General features: G+C 48.6%; 4 protein-coding genes. All 4 read left to right on the top strand.

The features are described from left to right. Window positions 1-50 precede the first annotated feature (50 nt). Complete coding sequence (locus WJT86_RS00020) at window positions 51-14,048, top strand: autotransporter outer membrane beta-barrel domain-containing protein (protein WP_346335442.1); 13,998 nt, start codon at window positions 51-53, stop codon at window positions 14,046-14,048. 438 nt (window positions 14,049-14,486) lie between these two features. Further along, window positions 14,487-17,927 (top strand): autotransporter outer membrane beta-barrel domain-containing protein, encoded by a 3,441-nt coding sequence (locus WJT86_RS00015; protein WP_346335441.1) that lies wholly within the window; start codon window positions 14,487-14,489, stop codon window positions 17,925-17,927. A 350-nt stretch (window positions 17,928-18,277) separates the two neighbouring features. Next, on the top strand, window positions 18,278-18,769 hold the full coding sequence (locus WJT86_RS00010; protein ID WP_346336259.1) for a MucR family transcriptional regulator: 492 nt from the start codon (window positions 18,278-18,280) through the stop codon (window positions 18,767-18,769). Between the two features lie 53 nt (window positions 18,770-18,822). Continuing rightward, on the top strand, window positions 18,823-21,445 hold a 2,623-nt coding region (locus WJT86_RS00005; RefSeq protein ID WP_346335440.1), incomplete at its 3' end, for an autotransporter outer membrane beta-barrel domain-containing protein.

Below are 21,445 nucleotides of genomic sequence, written 5' to 3'. Positions count from 1 at the left end.
AATTCAAAAAACTGATTGTTGTTAGCAGTTTATTTATTCGGGGTACTACCATGTCAAATAAGAGTTTTGTTTCTCATGCTTTACGTTCTCGCATTGCGCGCGCAATGAACGATGTCTCGTTCCTTGCTCTTGCACGCGGCAATCATCGGTCTGTTATGCCCGATGGACGTAAGGTCGTGTTGAAGAAAGCTGCTGCAGCTTCACTCTTGGCAGGAGCCATGTTGCTTGGTGGATCTGCTTATGCTGCTGACTGGGTTGGCTCAACGAATAATCAATGGTCAACCGGAACAAACTGGTCTACTGGCGCAGCCCCGAATGCAGCTGGTGTACAGGTTCGTTTCCTTGACAATGATGGTTCGCTGAATGGCAAGACAATTACCGTCACAGGTAGCAATACTCTTGGTCAGCTGCTGATTGGCGGAACAGATAATGCGACAGCGCGCGCCTTCACAATTTCTGGCGGTACCCTGAATTTTGATAACAGTGGTTCATCCGGTATGATTTCGCTGTCTGATAACCGCAGCGTCACAATCAATTCTGCCGTAACCACTGCTGGTAATCTGACAATTTCAAACTCCAGCGCCTATGGTGGCTCTGTTACCATGGGGGGCGCCATCAATATGAATGGTCAGGCGCTGTCTGTGGCGACTGTTACCAACTCAACTGTGACCATTAATGGTATAATCAGCAATGCATCCACTGTTGAGAAATCCGGTGGTGGTACACTGGCACTTAATGGTGCCAATACCTTTGGTGGTACGTTTAACTTCACTGATGGCACAATTGCCGTTGGTAACAATGCAGCCTTTGGCACATCAACCATTTCGCTTGTTGGTGGCACTTCTCAGGTCTTTGACGTCTCTTCCGGTAGCCGTACGCTGACAAACCAGGTTGCCCTGAATAACGGGTTTAGTGTCGTCGGTACTGGTAATACGCTGACATTCAACGCAACCCAGACATCAACGCTGACAGGTGCCAACACCTATAATGTTGGTAACGTCGCAACCCTTGCTTTCGGCTCCGGTTTTGACCTTCAGGGTGCAGGCAGTATCGTCAAGCAGGGTTATGGTACGCTTTCACTCCAGAGCAAGAACAATACATTTTCTGGTGGTCTTAATATTCAGCAGGGTGCTGTCAGCACAGGTTCGTTTAGTGATACACTGGTTATTGGTTCAGCATCCGGTGCTAACCACATGCTTGGCACTGGCGATATCATTCTGTCTGATGCCTCTTCAAGCCTGACAATCAACTCAGCTGCAGGTGCAACAGTTCAGTTTGCTGGTGGTACAGTTTCGGCAGCCAATGGCTCTGTCATTGAAGTCCTGAATGGTGCGACTGTCGATTTTGCTGGCGGTACCCTTGATTTTGGTACGGGTGCCGAAAAGGGTAAGCTTGTTTTCACGGGTGATGTGAAGCTCGGCAATACTCTGTTCGCTAATGCTGCCGGCTCCACCATGACAATTGGTGGTAATCTGACATTTAATGCTGGTTCACCCATTGGCCAGTCTGGCATTGATTTCGTTCTGGATAATGCATCAAATAAAACCGTCAGTGGCAGTGGTGCAGTTGCAGGGCTCAATGGCTTTACAAAGCAGGGCGCAGGAGCGGCTACGTTCTCCGGCATCACCAGCTTCGACGCTACAAGTGTATCTGTACTTGGCGGTACGCTTGATATCGGTACGGCTACAATTACAACGTCCGCCCTTAATATGGGCGGTGGTACACTTAGCTTCCATACAGCCAACCAGATTGATCCAGCTGCAACAATCACCCTGTTGTCTGGTACGTCATCTGTCTTCAACCTGAACGGTTTTGATCAGTCTTTCACGACTATCGCTGGTACGGGCGCACTTAACCTGAATCTTGGTGGTACATCATCTTCCGCCAATGCCGTTACACTCGGTGCAATTACGGGTAGTCCATCTGCCATTCGTATCAGTGACTGGGATGGCTCACCTTATGCATCGTTTGATCGTGTTTATACGACATCAGACCCGACAGCATCGCTTTCCAATGTCTGGTTCCAGGGCTATGCCAAGGGTGCAACTGCCGTTAATAATGGTGCAGGCCTTTGGGAGCTTCGTCCGACGAGCTTCCTGAGTTCTGAGTGGAATGGTCTGGCAAATGATAAACTCTGGAGTACTGCCGGTAACTGGGTTGGTGGGGATGAATACAGTGTGCCAAACCATGCCGGTGCAACAGCTTATTTTGGGAATCTTGCAGGTAGCCTGACTAATGTTGTTATTACGGGGGGGACGAATAACAGCTGGACAATTGGTAATCTGATTCTCAACTCGAGCGGTTCACAGGCATCTACTTATTTCAATATTCGGACAATGATCACTTTTGATAGTGGCGTTGCTGATGTAAATGCCAACCTGACTGCAATGACTGCAATGCCATGGTTGCGTTTCCAGAGTACTGTCAAATTTGATAGTGATACAAATATTACGCTTGCTGGCAGTAGTATTCTTTTCATATCGGGTCCTATAACCGGAAGTGGCGATATTATTTTTAATGGCCCGGGTAACATACGTTTTGAAGTTGCCTCAGCCAATGCTGCTTCATACACGGGTGATATCTACGTACAATCCGGTACTTTTAGTGTTAATGCGAGCAATAACCTGGGGACCGGAACCCTGCATATTCAGGGTGGCGCCGTTGGCGGACTTGCTGCCAGTGTTAAGAATACCATTAATAACAAACTCTCTTTAGAGGGTAACTTTTCCTCACAATATGTCAGATATACATATAATGGTGATGTCGAGCTTGATGCTATCAGAACTATTACAGTTTCAACCAATACAACAATGCCTGGCGAGGTTGCTTCCGTTACATTTGATTCAGGGCTGAATTTTACCGGTTCTGGCGGCCTGATCTTTAATGGCGGGGGCACGAAGGAGATACTGAGTGCTAATAATACCTTCAGTGGTGGCTTAACCGTTGCCTACAGCACGCTATTTACGACCCTGACAAGTGACCTCGTTATTGGTCAGCTAAGCCCAGGAAACAATTACCTTGGCTCCGGCGATATCACAATAAACAGCAGTACGACTTCTAATCTGAAAATTGACAGTCAAGGTCATTCGGGTACGTTGGCAGGCGGTACTCTGACTGTTGCCAATGGCAGTTATTTCAGTTTTCTTGGTGGTGGTGACTTTACCCTTGCTGGCGGGACACTGGACGCAACAACAAACAGAGGTTTTTTCCTGGTTTCCGGTGATCTGACGTTTGGCGGTACGACCCTGCTTAACTCTCCGACAGTCGTTGTTGATACGACGACAAATCCGGGAAATACCACCACAATTTATGGTTCGGGGACAATTACAGGGATCAATAATTTCCTGAAGCAAGGTTCTGGAACAACAGTACTCGATTCCGGTATTACATTATTCAAACCAAATAACATTTACCTTACAGCTGGTACTTTAAAGCTTGGAAGAGATAATCAGTTGAATGCAACATCTGGGGCGTTATACCTCAATGGTGGTAGCTTCAATACTGATAATTATCGCACAAACATTTATGGTGTGTATCTGTATAAGGATAGTTCGTTTATCCTTAATGATTACGGTGGAGTTACGTTTGCTCGACGTATATCAGGTGCTACCAACTGGTACCCAAATTCCATTCTGACCATTCAGAATAATGGTCAGGCTTGGGTTGCTAATGACAGTGCAACCTTTATTCGCTTTACTACTGACCCTGGCTTCTCTGATGCTGAATTGGCCAATATTGCATTTACCGGTTATGAATCTGGCGCAATCGTTGATAATTCTACAGCGGGTTACTGGTATCTGTTGCCATCAGCCTCGACAACAAATGAATGGGGTGGTGGTGCTGCCGCCGATGATAATTGGGGCACTGCTGCCAACTGGCTGAATAACGTTGTTCCGAATGCTGCTGGTGAGAGTGCCACAATTCGTGATGCTGATAGCAATCTAGACGGCAAAACAATAGCTGTTGATGGCAATTATACAATCGGACGCCTCAATGTTGAGGCCAGCTCTGGTCAGACCTTTACATTGGGTGGTAGTGGAACACTGACGATTTCAGGTTCTGATGCACGCATTAAGCATGCCGGTGTCAATAATCTGACATTGGCTGCCAACCTTAATCTTGATGGTGCAACAGATCTTATTGTTACGGTGCCAACTAACTATTCTTATTTAGAACTAAGTAGCTCGGTGACGGGTTCAGGTGGTTTTATAAAGACTGGTGCTGGTACACTTAAGTTGTCTGGCGGTGGCACGAGTGATTATACAGGTGGCTTCCTGTGGCAGGATGCTTCCGTTATACAGTTTAATGCTGATGGGGCCCTATTCGGAAGTGGTGTCTTCACAATCGGTAGCAGCAATGACGCAGATACCTATCGTGTTGAAACACTGGGCGGGAGCCATACGGTTACGTCAGATTATAAACTGGCAGGGAATCTGCAACTCCAAAAGGATACTCTTTATGGCGTTACCATTGCCGATAGTATCGGCAAGACTAATACGCTGACCTTTAGCGGGTCTGGTGATATTGCAGAAACCCGGTATATCAATGTTTATGGTGATACTTATGTTCTGCAGCAAAGCCTTCAGCAGCTGACACTTACACTGGATGGTGAACTGAGTGGGGCCGGTAATATTATTAAGACCGGCTATGGAATACTGGCGATTAATGGTGCGAATACGGACTTCTCCGGAGGGGTCAATCTCCAGCAGGGTACGCTTTATGTTGGCCAGAGTAATGGTCTTGGAACCGGTGTTTTCACTGTCAGCTCTACGTATGTTCATAGTGCGCAGCTGACTGTTAACGGTGGTACGGAAGCTTCTCCATTCCTGCTGAATAATCAGCTCGATCTGAGGGGAATGGCCTATTATACCGGCGGTGTGATGCTGTTTGACTATAACGGCATATCAACTCTGACAGGTATTGTTGATCTTGGCTCAAGATCGGCCGCAGATACAATTATTTTCGGCAAAAATAACGTTCTGTCCGGAACGGGTCTGATCCGTATGGGTCTGGCAGGCACTTACAGCCAATATGGTATTACCAGATTCCTGGGAGATAATACCTACACGGGTGGAACTATTCTGGCTACCGCTGTAGCCCAAGTTGGTACTGACTCAATTACGGACAGTGACGGAAATGTTGTTAGTGGTGCACTTGGTACCGGTCTTATCACGATGCGTGGCGGTTATATCGCGGCCTACAGTGAAGTCGGGTCGGGGATCACAACACGCCGTGTTTCAAACGCCATTAAACTTGACGCAACCTCATTGCAGGTCACTAAGGGTGGTGATGCAACAACCCTGGTTTTTGATACCCCAACCATTACATTACGTAACGGAAAGCTTGATTTTTCTGCAAATATTGCTACCGGCGCAACACTCGTAATCGAGTCTCAGCTGATTGATGATACTGCCAACAGTTATCAGGGTGGTATCACCAAGCTGGGCGCAGGTATTCTCGAACTGGTCAATGGAGATAACCAGATCAGTGACGGTATTCGCGTTTCTGCCGGTACATTGCTGGCTACTGCAACGGGCGATGTGACTACTGGCCGTCTTGATGCCGGTAATAACTATCTTGGAACAGGTGAGCTAATTCTTGAGGCGGCTACGACTACCCGGATTGTAACGGATGATGGTTCGACAGTTCGTTTGTCTGGCTCCGGCATCACCATGAACGGTTCTGCTAATCTGTTCATTGCTGGTGGCACTAATGTTAAAACCATTCTTGACAGCAACTCCAGCTTCACCGGAACCAGTACAACAGGCTGGATTGCAACTTCTGGTCAGCTGATCAAGGAAGGTGAAGGTACCACAACAACAATTGGTGCCAGACTGAATACACCTGATCTGGTTATCAGTTCCGGCACACTTGGTTTTGCGAATGCTAACCTGATGGCTGGTGTTCAGCAGCTGACCATGAATGGTGGTACACTGGCTCTCAATGGTCTCAACCAGACGATGGCAGCTGGCTCACAGTTTGTGCTGACCGCTGATTCAACCATTGATTTTGGTTCAGGCTCCAGTGTCCTGACAATCAATAACTTCAAACTCTCTGATGATGGTATGTATGTCGGGTCATCTGACCTGACACTCAGCCTTGCGAACTGGAGTGGCAATGCGGGTGCCGGTTTTGGTGCTGATCAGCTGATCGTAACCAATCTGGCAGAAGGCAAAAAGCTTTATAACGTATGGTTCACAGGTGGTTATACCATTGGTGCCAAGGTTATTCTGAATGCCAATAACCAGCTTGAGCTAGTGCCAGTTGGTGTTGCCTATACATGGGATAATCACTCCAACAGCGCGCTCTGGGCAGCTTCAAACTGGAATGACACCGGTGCGCCAATTTCGGCTGGTGACGGTGCTGTCTTTGCCGATCTGGATGCAGGTCTCGATGGCCGCACGATCTCGACAGGTTCTGGTATTACTGTTGGCATGATCTCGTTTGAGAGTACACAGGGCCAGCAGTTCACGCTGTCAGGTGGAACGATTACGCTTGATACCGCAGATGAAAACATGCCAGCCCAGATTCGTCTGGTTGGTAATTCTGCGCCAACGATTGATTCAAACATCAACCTCAACAGTAATCTGGTTATCACAGCTGATGGTACGGAAAAGCTGACACTGAATGGTGACATTTCCGGTGCCAACAAGAGCGTGACCATCAATGGTACGGGTACAGTTGCCCTGAATGGTGATGGCTCGAACTTCACAAGTGGCCTGACCATCAACAGTGGCACTGTTGAGATTAATGCATCCAGCATGACCAATGCCCTTGGTGGTGTTGCCTCTGGTCCGGCTGGTCTGGGTACGCTGACGGTTAATGGCGGTACACTGAGCCTTGCCAATGGCTCACAGACCCTCCACAACTCTGTTGTTCTGGGTGGCGACTTTACCGTTACAGGTAATAACGCAGGTCTGACTCTTGCTGGTTCAACGGGTGCAACTGGCAGTGTTGCTCAGGATGTCACAATTACCGTTGATGCTGATAGCTATCTGACCTTTGGAGAAGATCTCCCTCTGACAGGTTCTGGCGATATCACTAAAGCGGGTTCCGGAACACTCAACTTTAACGGCGACAGTGCCGGTTACAGCGGTGATGTGAACGTTAATGCTGGTACCGTTGGTATTGGTGCTGATCTGGGCTTTGGTACGGGGTCTGTTAACCTTGGCAATGGCACGACGCTTGCAGCCAATGCGGATGGTCTCAATGTTGGTAATAACATCGTACTGAGCTCCGGCTCCCAGACGATTGCGACGGGTGCCAATGACCTGACCTTGTCCGGTGTGATCTCTGGCGATGCTGCTTTGACCAAGACCGGAACAGGCACGCTGACGCTTGATGCCGTATCAACATATACAGGCGGAACAATCATTTCGGCCGGGACTGTTGATCTTGCGAATGCCAGTGGTGCTGGTACCGGCGCAATTACAATCAACAGCGGAGCAACTCTGGAAGCCTCCTTCTCGAATGGAACACTGAATAATAGCCGTACGGGTGCCGGTGATATCAGTATCACAGGCACGAATGTACGCCTTGCCGGAATTTCAAGCCACTCGGGTGTGCTGACAGTTGCGGATGGTGCATCAGCTTTGGTTGCTTTGCCATATAATTCTCTTGGTACCGCCACTATCGTCCTTGAGGGTGATGGCCGGATGACCATTGATCCACCAGTAACCGCTAGTTTTGTGTTCTCGAACAAGATTTCCGGCACCGGAACATTTGTTGTTGAACTTGCCAATAAAAATAAAATTTTCGGGTTTGGTACTGAAGCTATGCATGGTGGCTTCACGGGTGTCATGGAGATGGGGACCGGGACATTACAGCTTGATGCGGGCGCAGCTAATGTCCTTGGAAATGCAACGCTTCAACTGAATGAGAACTCAATTACCAGTCTTGCAGGCAACCGCTCGGTTGGTAATTTGACCATGAATGGTGGTGTGATTAATACCGGTCTGTATAGCGCTACAGGTGGATTCACTGGACAAGTGACGACCGGTAATCTTGACCTGACAGCAGGGGGCGTTCAGCTTAACCTGTCTGATGTAAGCGCGGCTTTCAGCCTTCTTGTTGTTGATGATGGCGTCACGAACCAGCTTGTGAGTGCCGCGACAGTTACAGGCGATATCTCGAATATCAACCTGGTTGACAAGGACGGTAATGTTCTGGGAACCTCGAGTGTTCAGGATATTACGCAAAGCGGCACAAAAGTTGCAAATGCAACATATAACCATAGCCTGAGCTCAACAGGCGCGGGTGGTGATGGCCTTTATGTGACATACCAGCTGACCGAGCTTGCTCTTCTCGCTAGTGAGACATTCGTTCTGACTGAGCGGACAGGTGCAACGGGAACAGCGGCTGAGCTGAAGGCGAAGGTAACAGGTTCTGGTAACCTTGAAATCGCTTCGAAAAGTGCAATCACTATCTCGAATGCAACTAATGATTACTCCGGTTCAACGATTGTTTCTTCGGGTATAGCAAAAGCTGGTGTTGCCGATGTCTTCAAAAATAACGGCGACATGGTTGTCCAGTCTGGCGGTACGCTTGATCTGAACGGTTTTGCCAATCAGGTAAACAACCTGCAAGGTGCAGGCTCGGTTATTGCGTCTGCGGATTTGACAGCAAACAACACTGCTGACAGCACGTTCTCCGGTGTTATCTCCGGTTCGGGCAACTTTGCCAAGACCGGTTCTGGTGAATTGACCCTCTCAGGTGTTTCGAGCTTTACCGGTTCTACGTCGGTTAATAGTGGCAGCCTGAAGCTGACCAATGCGGGAGCGATCTCGTCCGGTTCAGCAACAGTTGCAGCTGATGCACTGATGGAACTGGCCTTTAACTCAACCAGCTTTGGTAATGTAATTGATGGGGCAGGGACGGTTAAGGTCAGTGGAACATCTGTCACGCTTGCCGGAACAAACACACTTTCCGGTCAGTGGGATATAACGGGTTCGGCGATTGCAACGACCGAGGGTAACCTTGGTACGGCAGAAGTCTATCTTGATGGTCCTGACAGCAGCCTGACCCTGAAGCCGTCAGATGGATTTATCTTTGCCAATGCACTGAAAGGCAATGGTACGCTGTTTGCCGAAATGGGTACGCATAGTTCTGCCCTTGAGTTTACGTTTGATGCAGGTGATGAGTTTGCTGGCACACTGGCTATGGGCATTGGCTCGTATACGCTGTCCGGTGCGAACACGACTGCTTTGACCAATGCGTATCTGCGTGCTGATAATGGTTCAACAATTACAGTTGATACAGGCATCCAGGCAATTGGAGGTCTGATCTTCAATGATGGTACGGTTGTATTCGATGCTACTGTTCCGTCTGAGATTGTTGCCAACAGCCTGCTACAGGTTAAGCTGCTGGACGTGAATGGTACCGGTACGGTATCGATCAAGGTTCCTGAAGCACCAGGTATCCCAACGATTGGTTCTGATAATACAAGGAACCTGCTGTCACAGGATGATAGTGGTGCACTGACGCAGCTTGTTTCCAGTGATACAGTTGTTGGTGCGGGTGGCGCGCTGATGCTGACTAATCAGTATGGTATAGACCTGCAGGCAGCAGATCAGGCCGTCAATCTCATGGATGCTGGCGGAGTGATCACAGCAGCAGTGGGCACTTATGGCTATCGTCTGAATACAGGCGATGCCAATGATGGTCTGTATGTTGCTTATGCTCTGAAGACTGTTGAGCTTCTGTCTGGTCAGGTTCTGACCTTAACGCCAGATGCTGGTGCAACAGGCCTTGCAACTGATCTGTCTGCACAGGTCATTGGTTCGGGTAACCTTGAGATTGCAGCCGGTAGCGGCAAGCTGGTATCCCTGACCAACTCGGGTAACACCTACACCGGTACAACGACAGTGACCTCCGGGACATTGCAGCTTGGTTCGAACAATGCGCTTGGCAATACGACAGCCCTGAGCATTGCCTCCGGTGCGACGACCAATGTTAATGGTTACACGCAGGTTGTGAACGGTGCCTTCACAGGTGCTAGCGGTTCAACGCTGAACCTGAACAATGGCTCACTGACCATCAATAATGGCGGCACGTCCGCCGGTTCCCTGACCGGTGCCGGTACACTGGCCATTGCCGGTGGTACGCTTGACGTTACCGGTGCGAACACAGGCCTGACCGCCGGTGTGAGCATAGCCTCCGGTGCAACCGTTGAACTCGACAATGTTGCCGGTATCGGTAACAGCGGGACAGCCACAGTTGCGGGTGACCTGATCATCGATAACGCCACGGGTAACTTCTCAAAGAATGTCGCCGGTGCCGGTGATGTAACAGTTGCCTCTGGCTCCACAGTGACCCTGACCGGTAACAACACACTGTCCGGTAACTGGATTGTTGATGCAGCCTCCGCGCTGACAGCCTCGACGCAAGGTAACCTCGGTTCCGCCGAGATCGCCAATGCAGGTAGCTTCACCATCAATACGTCAACCGACTGGACATTGGCTAACGACTTCACGGGCGCAGGCTCGTTCACGAAGTCGGGTTCTGGTAACCTGACCATTGCACAGGCAAATGCCCGGACAGGGACAACCGATATCACGGCAGGCAAGCTAACACTGACCAACGCTGATGGTGTTGGTTCCGGTGATATCACTGTTGCAACCACTTCTGCTTCTGAAGGCTTGAACCTTGCTTTCGCAACTGATCAGACGTTTGATAACGTTCTGCTCGGTAGTGGTGGAACCATGGTTTCTGGTGCAGGTGTTGCCACGATTACAGGTGCAAATTCTGCCTACACAGGTGACTGGTCTATCACTGGTAAAGCTGCTCTTGCGGCAACCGCCACAGATAGCCAGACCAATCTCGGTACAGGTAAGGTTGCTATTACAGGTACCCTGAATGCTGCAATGAATGGCGCATTCACGTTCTCGAATGAACTGACGGGTACAGGTATCCTGAATGCCTCTAACAATGGTGCTGCATTCAACTTTACGTCCAACGTTGGTTCGGCTTTTGCAGGAACAGTTGTTCTGTCGAACAATACGTTTGATCTGTCAGGTGCAAACACATCTGCACTGACCAAAGCGACGTTGAGCCTTGGTGCAAACAACATCACAACAGTTGGTGCAGGGTCTCAGGCGATCGGCAATCTGGCATTTGATGGTGGTATGCTGAAGTATGCCAACCTGACAGTTCCGGCAGATGCCACATCACCTGATCTGATCTCGACAGGTAATGTGACGGTTTCGGCTAACGGTGGTTCTATCGCGGTTAATCCAGCAACGACAGGTCTTGTTATTCCGACAACACCTACGCAGACCAATCTGCTCGCTCAGGATGATGATGCGCAGGTTAAGCTTGTTAACGCGAATGGCACTGTTACAGGTGCTGGCGGTCTGACGCTGACTGATCTGGATGGCAATAGTATCTCAACAGGTGGCCATCTCGTCGATATTATTGCCGGTGGTGTAACCGTTGCAGAAGCAACTTATGATTATATCCTCTCTGGCAAGAATAATGATGGTGTCTATCTTGGCTATGGTCTGAAGCAGCTTGATCTTCAGTCTGGTCAGACATTGGTTCTGACACCAGATGTTGGAGCTACAGGTGCCGCAACAGATCTGTCGGCAAAACTGACAGGTTCCGGTAATCTGGCAATTGATGCCATCAATGCCGGTAAGGTCTCACTGTCTAATGCAACAAACGACTACACAGGTGTAACATCTGTTGTCAGTGGTACCTTGCAGATGGCGAATGACAATGTCCTTGGGTTTACCTCGGATGTTCAGATCGCTGGTGGTACGACTCTCGATATGAATGGCTTCTCCCAGACAGTTGGTGCCGTGCATACAGCTGTTGGCGGAACCCTGAATATTGCAGAGGGTTCAACCCTGACAGTTGCAGACAGCCAGAGAGCTGCTGGCGATACAGATGGTGGTGCTCTTGAGACAAACTCTCTTGTTGGCTCAGGTACCTTTATCATTGATCCTTCAATTGTCCGCGTGAATGGTATCCAGTCTGGCTATACAGGTAATCTGCAGGTAACGGGCGGTTCACAGCTTATGCTGAATGCTGCCGGTGCCTTCAACTCGGCCCAGTCCATTGAGCTGGTTGGCGCAGAAGACAAGCTGAGCTTTGCTAATCTCTCGGGTTACAATGCAGCATGGACAGCCGTTGCCAACGGCACGACAGCTGTATTCATTAAGGGTATTGGTACTGTTGAATCGCTTGATGGTTCTGATATCCACCTTACAGGTGACAACAGCGCATTTGCAGGTCAGCTGATGTCAGCTGCGGGTTCTGTAATCCGTGCATCTGAAGCCAAGAATGTCGGTACGGCATCTATTCAGGCCGATGGTACATTCAATGCGATTTCAGAGAGCGTCTGGAAGTTTGATAACGTTGTAAATGGTACAGGTGTCTTCCTGAAGAGTGGCGCAGGTGTTTTGACAGTTGATCAGGCATTGGCTAGCTTTGAGGGTGTCACAACCATTGAAAGTGGCGCACTGGTTGTTGGCGAAAGCAGCACGACTGCCAAGATTGGTGGTTCTGTCCGTATCGAAAGCAATGGCATTCTGTCAGGTACGGGTGAGGTTGCAGGTGATGTCTACAATCTTGGTCGGATTGTTGCCTATAATGCTCTGCCAAATATCAATGGTTACGGCGGGCTGGTTACTTCTGACCTGAGTGTTGGCAGCGTTGCCAATGCTGGCAGTATTATTCTGGCAGGTTATGCTGCTGGCAATACGCTGACAGTCAATGGTGACTATGTTGGTATGAACGGGCGTCTTTACCTGAACACATTGTTCGGCGGAGATGACTCTGCAACAGATCGTCTGGTTCTCAATGGCGGTCAGGCTACAGGTACAACAAGCCTCGTCATCACCAATCAGGGTGGTGCAGGTGCTGAAACCAATGTTGGTATTCAGGTTATCACTGCTAAGAATGGTGCTCAGACAGAAGCGACAGCATTTAAGCTTGACCAGATGTCTTCGGGTTACCGTTCAACAACAGATACACTGGCAATCGGTGCCTATGACTACAGCCTCGTCAGAGGTGGTAACGGAGGCGACGCCAATAGCTGGTATCTGACATCTCAGGCATCTTCTAATCTGAATGGTGGCTCTTCAGGTCAGGATGATAAGGTTGTCCGTCCTGAAGGTGGTGCCTATCAGCTGGGCCATCAGGTTGCGCGTACGATGTTCATGACATCTCTGCATGATCGCGATGGTTATGCCGGTCAGGCCCAGACAAACCGTGATTATGCGGGTTGGGCACGTGTTACAGGTAAGCGGACGAATGGCCGCTCAGCTGGTAATGCACTGTCAACATCTGCAGATACGTTCACGGCACAGGTGGGTGTTGATCTGTTCAAGTACGAATCCCCTGAGTATGGCACCTTCTATGCCGGTATCATGGGCGGCTGGGGTACATCTGATACGGATGCGAAGAGCCGTCAGATTAATCAGTCCAAGGCCTCTGGTACGGTTAAAGGCTACTCTGTCGGTGCATATGGTACATGGTATCAGAATGACCGTGGTGAAGCTGGTGCTTATGTTGATGTCTGGGCTCAGTACAACTGGTTCAATCATGAAGTTCGCGGCTATGGCCTGCCAAAAGAGAAGTATGATGCGCACAGCTTCACAACATCTCTTGAAGTTGGTTACAGCTTCCTGCTGCACAGTAGTGAAACAGCCAAGATCTATCTCGAACCTCAGGTACAGCTGGCTTATATCAACTACTCAGCTGATACGCTGACTGAAGTTAGCGGCACAACAGTTCGCTATAAGGGAGCCTCAGGTCTTCTGGCGCGTGCAGGTGCCCGTCTTTATGGTCAGTTCAACCTTGATAATGGTATGGTGCTGCGCCCATATCTGGAGGCAAACTACTGGTATAACCAGAAGAGCGGCAAGCTTTACATGAATAACGATCTGGTCCCATCAGGTGCACCACGCTCGTTTGGTGAAGTTAAGCTTGGTATCTCCGGTGAGATCACGAAGAACCTTCAGGTTTGGGGTGATGTCGGTGTCCAGTTCGGTGGCAAACACTATAATGCTGTCACCGGTCAGGTTGGCCTGAAATACACCTGGTAAAAGACGTAAATCAGATAATAAAGTGCCCGGATATCCAAATGATCCGGGCATTTTTTTAGCCAACTTATAAAGTCAAGCTGAAAAATTTAATTCTAGATACATGTTGACTGTAGATTTTTATTATTTTTACATTTAATTTAAGAATAAATTTTACAGATCAAAAAATTGAATAATATATTTATAGTATAATTTTTTATGTTTTATAATTCGTTTTTAATAGAATAGAGATTTTCTATGACTATATTGTCTCAGGCCCTCTCTTCTCTGAAACAGCTTTTTTATTGACATTTAAGATAAAATTTCATTTAATATAACCATTATAGGCTATTCGATCATTAATATTATTCAATTAAAGCCAGAACATATCTGGGTTAGATAAATCATGATCGTAAGGTTGGGGTGAAATAAAAAAGAAACTTTAAATGCGGGGGTAGTCTGTTGAAGCCTGAGCTGAAAACCATTTCTCGAAATGCACTTCTTTTACTTCTGTCAGGAGTTGCGAGTATTGTAGCATCCAATACCTATGCGGCAGAACATATTACGAGTGATAGAACGGTATCCGGGTGGAATTATTATTCTGATGCCGTTTGGGTTGATGGAACAGGGGTAACCGTTACAATTGATGGTAGCGGTAATATTCTTGAGACAGCTGACAGTGGTGATACGACAAGTCCGGTAGATGAAGGGTTTGAGTTTGTCGTTGGCAGAGGCGCAGGAAGCTCCGGCATCGTTAATGTACGAAACGGTGGTCAGCTTATTGTCGGCAACAAGCTTTTTGTTGGTCAGACGGGTGGTGACGGGACGCTTGTCATTGGTGATGGCGGGCTTGTTACGACCAAGCGTGGCGGCAATGTTGGTCTGATAGGGGATGCTTCGACGAAAGGGCTGATCCGTATTGAAGCCGGTGGCAAGCTTATCAGCCAGTCGGGCGATTTTTATATAGGTGGTACAAACCACGGGGTTCTGGATATTGAAGCCGGTGGTACAATGACCTTAGGGTCTGCTTCAAGTAACCAGTTCATTGTCGGGCAGTCACAGGGCTCTCTTGGTGAGGTTTATGTCAAAGGTAACCTGAACCTGACGGGTGGCGGTAATGTTCACGCCAGTATCGGTAATTATGGTACGGGTCTCGTTGAAGTTACTGATGGCGGTATCTTTACAGTTTCAGGCTATGTCCGTGTTGGTGAGAACAGCGGTACGGGGAGTGTTCTTGTCTCCGGGGCTGGCTCACGTTTTGAGACGACAGGCGCAGGAAGCTTTGTGATTGGCAATGGTTCAGGAACCGGCAGCGTGACAGTTGCAGATGGCGGTCTTCTGAAGGCTGGTAGCAAGCTGGTTCAGGTGGGGCGAGGCACTGGTAACGGGTATCTGAATATCGGTGCAGGTCTTGGGCAAACCGCTCAGGCTGCCGGAACGGTTGATACATCAACGGCTGTTCAGCTTTATGCCAACGGTTCTCTGGTTTTTAATTATACAGAGCCAACTTATACATTCGCTTCCCATATCAATGGGACAGGCACAATTGTTCAGGTTAATGCCGGAACAAAAACAATTCTGACATATGATAATACTGATTTTACTGGTCAGACAATTATCAGTGGTGGGACGCTCCAACTCGGTAATGGCGGGACCACAGGTGCAGTCGGTGGTAATATCACTATCGCGAGTGGCGCAACCTTGGTGGCAGATCGGACGAATACACTTCTGCTTTCCGGTGTTATTGATGGGCAGGGACGTGTTGTTCAGAATGGAACCGGAACACTGACCCTCTCGGGTAATAATACTTATACGGGTGGTACAGAAATCCTCTCCGGTAAGGTTCTTCTGCAGCATGCTAATGGCGCTTCTACCGGATCAATTCTGGTCTCTGGCGGAACAAGTCTTGATCTGGAATTTTCCTCTCCTTCATTTGTAAACGCTCTTTCCGGAAGTGGGACAATTACAACGCTGAGCGGTGTAGATGTTCATCTGACCGGGAATAGCAGCAGTTTTAGTGGCAGCTTCACAGTTGATGCCAATTCAGTTCTTCGCGCTTCGGCACAGCAGAATATTGGTCTGGCTAACGTTAATGTTGCCGGTACGTTTAATGTTGCCACAGATGGTATCTGGAATCTTACCAGTAATCTTACTGGTTCAGGTGTTCTCCTGAAGAGTGGCAGTGGCGTTCTGAGTGTCAATCAGGAACTTGCCAGCTTTGCCGGTGAGACGCAGATTGAATCCGGTACGGTTGTGGTTGGTGAAGGCAGTACGTCGGCTCTACTGGGCGGTACTGTTCACATCATGAGTGCGGGTATTCTATCGGGAACCGGTACGGTTGATGGTGCTGTCCATAATCAGGGAACCATTGCTGCTTTTAATGCGCTGCCTTCTCTTAATGGCTATGGCAATAACAGTCTTTCAAATCTGACTGTCGGCCCGTTGACAAACGAAGGCACGATTATTCTGGCTGGAGGGCAGGTTGGTAATACCCTGACCGTTGTCGGTGGTATGACAGGCGTTGATGGCCGTATTGTTCTGAATACAGTATTTGGCGATGATAGCTCACGGACCGATCGTTTAATCCTTGATGGTGGAGCAGCAACTGGTTCAACCAGTCTGGCTGTTATGAATCAGGGTGGAACAGGCGGTTTGACAAATGTCGGTATTCAGGTTGTCTCTGCAATAAATGGTGCGACGACAGAAAGCTCGGCTTTTACGCTTGATCCATCTTCCAGCGGCTATCGTGCTGTTACCAGCACTCTTGCCATTGGTGCCTATGATTATAGCCTTGTCAGAGGTGGTAATGGCGGTAATGCCGAGAGCTGGTATCTGGTATCGCGGACCAATGTCATACCTCCAGTTGTTATACCGCCCGTTAATGGTGGTGATGAGGACAAGACAAGCAGCAATGATGGAGGAGCGAATAAGGTGCCTTCTGCTCCTGTAGAAGCCCTGATCCGCCCGGAAGCTGGTGTCTATCAGATGAACCATCAGATTTCCCGTACGATGTTCATCATGTCTCTGCATGATCGTGATGGTTATGCAGGTCTGGCTCAGACAGACCGTGATGATGCGGGCTGGGCGCGCGTTACAGGCAAGAGGACGCATGGGCGCTCTGCCGGTAATGCACTGTCAACATCTGCTGATACGCTTACAGCACAGATTGGTGTTGACCTGCTAAAATACGAATCTCCTGAGTATGGTACTTTCTATGCCGGTATCATGGGCGGCTGGGGTACATCTGATACGGATTCGAAAAGCCGGCAAAGAAACGTTTTGAAAGCGTCAGGTACGGTTAATGGTTATTCTGTTGGGGCGTATGGCACATGGTATCGAAATGATCGTGGTCAGCCCGGCCCGTATATTGATACATGGGCACAGTATAACTGGTTCAACCATGAAGTTCGCGGGATTGGCTTGCCGAAGGAAAAGTATGATGCACAATCGTTTGTCGCATCAGTTGAGGCCGGGCATAGTTTCCTGATGTACGCCAGTGGGACGACGAGCATCTACCTCGAACCACAATTACAACTTGCATACATCAACTACACGTCAGGCAGCCTGACAGAAGCTTCCGGGACACTCATTCGCTATAAGGGAGGCTCGGGTCTTCTGGCTCGTGCAGGTGCCCGTCTTTATGGTCAGTTTGACCTTGATAACGGTATGGTGCTGCGCCCATATCTGGAAGCGAACTACTGGTACAATCAGAAGGGTGGCAAGCTTTACATGAACAATGATCTGGTCCCGTCAGGTGCGCCACGCTCATTCGGTGAAGTCAAGCTTGGTATCTCTGGCGAAATCACGAAGAACCTTCAGGCTTGGGGTGATGTTGGGACCCAGTTTGGTGGCAAACACTATAACGCTGTCACCGGCCAGGTTGGCTTGAAATACACCTGGTAAAAAACGCAAATCAGGTGCGAGAAAGCGAGGGGTAACTGGCAGAATTTGCCCCTCTTTTTTCTTCTGATATAAAATTTATTTTTATATGCAGGAGGTCGTAAAATCCAATGATTTTTGCATGCAAAAAACTATTATTTTTCCTATTTTCAAAACAAGTAAAAAAGTTTTGACTGCATTTTGGATTTTTATTTGTATCATGATAGTTGCAAAAATATTATGCAGGTGTTATTTGGAGGATTAATAAGAGATAAATTTTCCGTTTTGAATAGGCAGAATTCATACCAATTTGATTGGCGGGCTATGAAAAATATTAGTAATATCAGGAATTTACCCCCCCCCCCCCCCCCCCCATATTAAGTGAGCTGGCTGGTGTCGGGAGTGATTTTCATTTCCCAAAAGTTGAGGCCAAGAGTGACAATCCGGCATTCTCAGCTGCTGTTGCCATCGTCATCGCATATTTACAAAAAGCACATTGTTCAGAAGAACACATCATCCCACTTTTAAGGGATGTGCACCAAGTTGCGCTTGAGATTCTTAAAATTGAAAATAGCCCTAATGCCCCTATTCCTCAGGAAAAGGCTAGGGCAACTAAGCCAGCGGTACCTGTTAAAGATAGTGTAACCGACGAATATCTGGTTTGCCTTGAGGATGGCCAGAAGGTCAAAAGTCTCAAGAGATATCTTCGCTCTCATTACGATATGACCATTGCTCAATATCGAATGAAGTGGTCTTTACCCATTGATTATCCTGTTGTTGCGCCTGCCTTGAGCAGGAAGCGATCGCGCATTGCTAAACAGGTCAAGCCACATCAGGCACGGGTCAGAAGTAAGGCTCCGCAGTAGCAACTCTGCTCTGTGAATCTTTCCAATTTAAAATCTATTCTTGTGGGGTATCCATGACAACTCTTCGTTTTTGTTCATCCAACCGGCTGCGCAGTTTCAGCAGTGTATCTGCGCGCGTTCTTGCTCTGATGGTTAAAAACCCATCAGAAAATAGCAGTAAGGTTGCGGCCTCCTTTGTGGCAGGTGTTTTATTATTAGCTGGCAATGCATTTGTTGGTGCAGCCAATGCTGCCTGTGTTGATGCAGCGACTGGAACTTATGCATCTGGGGGCTCAGTCTGTTCTACGGCACAATCAAGTTATGATGCCACTGGTTCAGCAGCATTTGCAACTGGCGCGGGAAGCATTCTTAATGCAAATGGTGTGACCACTATTAAAGGAAATGCTTTTAATATTGGTGTGATTTCTGCTTCTGCTGGCGGTGTCGTCAATATCACAGGTGTGACCTCGGCTACGCCATTAATCATTACGGCTGAAGGCACTAGAAGCCGTGGTCTTTATTCTACCGGTGCCTCGTCTAATATCGTGATTGATGGACCTGTTCAGATTACAACTGGTGGGGCTGCCAGTGGTGCTGATTATTCGCATGGCATCCATACTTATGGTGGAACAATAACCATTAAAGGATCAGTGAATATTGCAACAGGTATCAGTGGTGGTGCTGGAACTGGTAATTACGGACTTTATGCAGAAGGCGGTACGATTAACGTCGGTGATGCCTACATTCGTCCAGCGGGAACTGCGACTTCTACGGGTGCTGGTGCTACCGCTGGTGGTATCATCAATATGGGTAAGGTTGACATTCTAATCAATGGTAGTTCCCAGACATATACCTATGGTGTGCTGTCAGATAATGGTAGTACCGTTACATTAGCGGGCGGTAAAGTTGAGCAGACAACAACGGCAAGTTTTTTGACAAACCGTAGTAACTCTGCTCTGCGTTCAATTACCAACTCTATGCTGACTGTGACAGGTGATATTGAGATCATCACCAATGGTTATGGAGCTCGCGGTGTCTATGTCTCTGGAAACAGCACTGCAAATTTAAACAACACCAATATAACGACTAAGGGTAGTGCCTCAGCAGGTATACAGATCGGCAAATCCCGTGATGATGGTCCTGGTGCAGGTATTGTCAATTCCAGTGGTGCTTTGGTTATCAATCAGCCGATTGCAGGCTCACCGGGTATTTATATCGAAAACTCTGGGTCTGCTTTGAATGCCAATTTTGCTGGCAGCTCAACGGTTATCAATGCGGCAGGCCGGGCCATTCTTTATGGTGGCTCCATAGCAGCAGCTGATCCTGATACTGTTGCAACAATTGCTCTGAATAATGCAACGCTGGCAACAACTGGTGTCAATGCTGACCTGATCTATGTCGGTGGCCGTGTTATGGCAGGCTCCTCTCTTAGCCTGACGAATGGCTCAGCAACAGCTTCATCTGGTGGATGGCTAATCAATGTCAGCAACAGAGTTGTTTCAGACTCATTTTCAAATGGTTCAATTTACAAGGCCAGCGATTTTACCTTCAATGCTGACAATATGAAGCTGCAGGGCAGTGTTAATACGATTGATGATACCAATGGTACCTCAATCCTACGTATGAAGCTTGACAACGGCTCTGTGTGGACGCTGGCGTCTGCTGGCAGCAATACGATCTCGACATTGACAACGCTCGATCTGAACAACTCTACGCTTGATGCCAGCAATGGTGATTTCACACTGATGGCGCGTGAGGGCTTTACCAATAATGGTGGTGTTATTGATCTGAGTGGAACGGCAAAAACAGCCGGTCAGATGTTCACGATTGATGGTAATTATACCGCGACAGGTGATGCGACTCTGAAAATCGATACGGTTTTGGGTGACAGCAGCTCTGTCAGTGATGTTCTGGCAATCAATAACGGTATTGTTTCCGGTAAGACGCAGGTTATCGTCAATAACGACGGTGGGCTGGGTGCACAGACAACCGGTGATGGTATCCTGATCGTACAGACCACAAACTCAACTATCGCTGCTGGTGCCGACTTCTGGGCTCCAACGAATTCGGTCAAAGCTGGTCTCTATGCCTATAACGTTGTCAGAGGGACGCAGAGTACCGACAACTGGTATCTCACCAGTGAATATGTTGCGCCACCAGTGCAGCCGCCTGTTGACCCTTCGTCTCCAGAGCCGACTCCAGAGCCGTTCCGTCCGAGTCTGCCGAATATCCGTGCTGAAATACCTGTCTATATGACAGCATCTGTACTGGCGAATAAGCTGGCCCTGGCAATGGTCGGTACCTATCATGACCGTGCCGGTGAAGATTACTCTGATACCCTGCTTCTTCCATCACAGGTGAGAGATGAATGGTGTGGTTCCGGCCGGAACAAGTATCGTTGCCCGGTAACGGCAAGGGCATACGACCATAAGGTCTATGCTGGTTGGGCCCGTCTGTTCGGTGAAACCGGGAATGTCGGTTATGGCGGTAAGGGAAATGCCTATGGCCGTCTGACCAAGTTCTACAAGAATGGCCCGTCTTACGATTACGACATGGCAGGCTTCCAGGCCGGTATGGATATCTACCGCAGGGAATATGCCGATGGCATGCGTGATATCGCCGGTCTCTATGTCGGCTATGGCAACATCGACAGCAATATCCAGCAGGTCTATGGCGGCAAGGCCGGAACCATGACAA

This window comes from Hohaiivirga grylli, assembly GCF_039655745.1.
GTDB lineage: Bacteria > Pseudomonadota > Alphaproteobacteria > Rhizobiales > Beijerinckiaceae > Hohaiivirga > Hohaiivirga grylli.
Note: the sequence above shows the minus strand (reverse complement) of the source record. Positions and strands in the feature narration are given on the sequence as shown.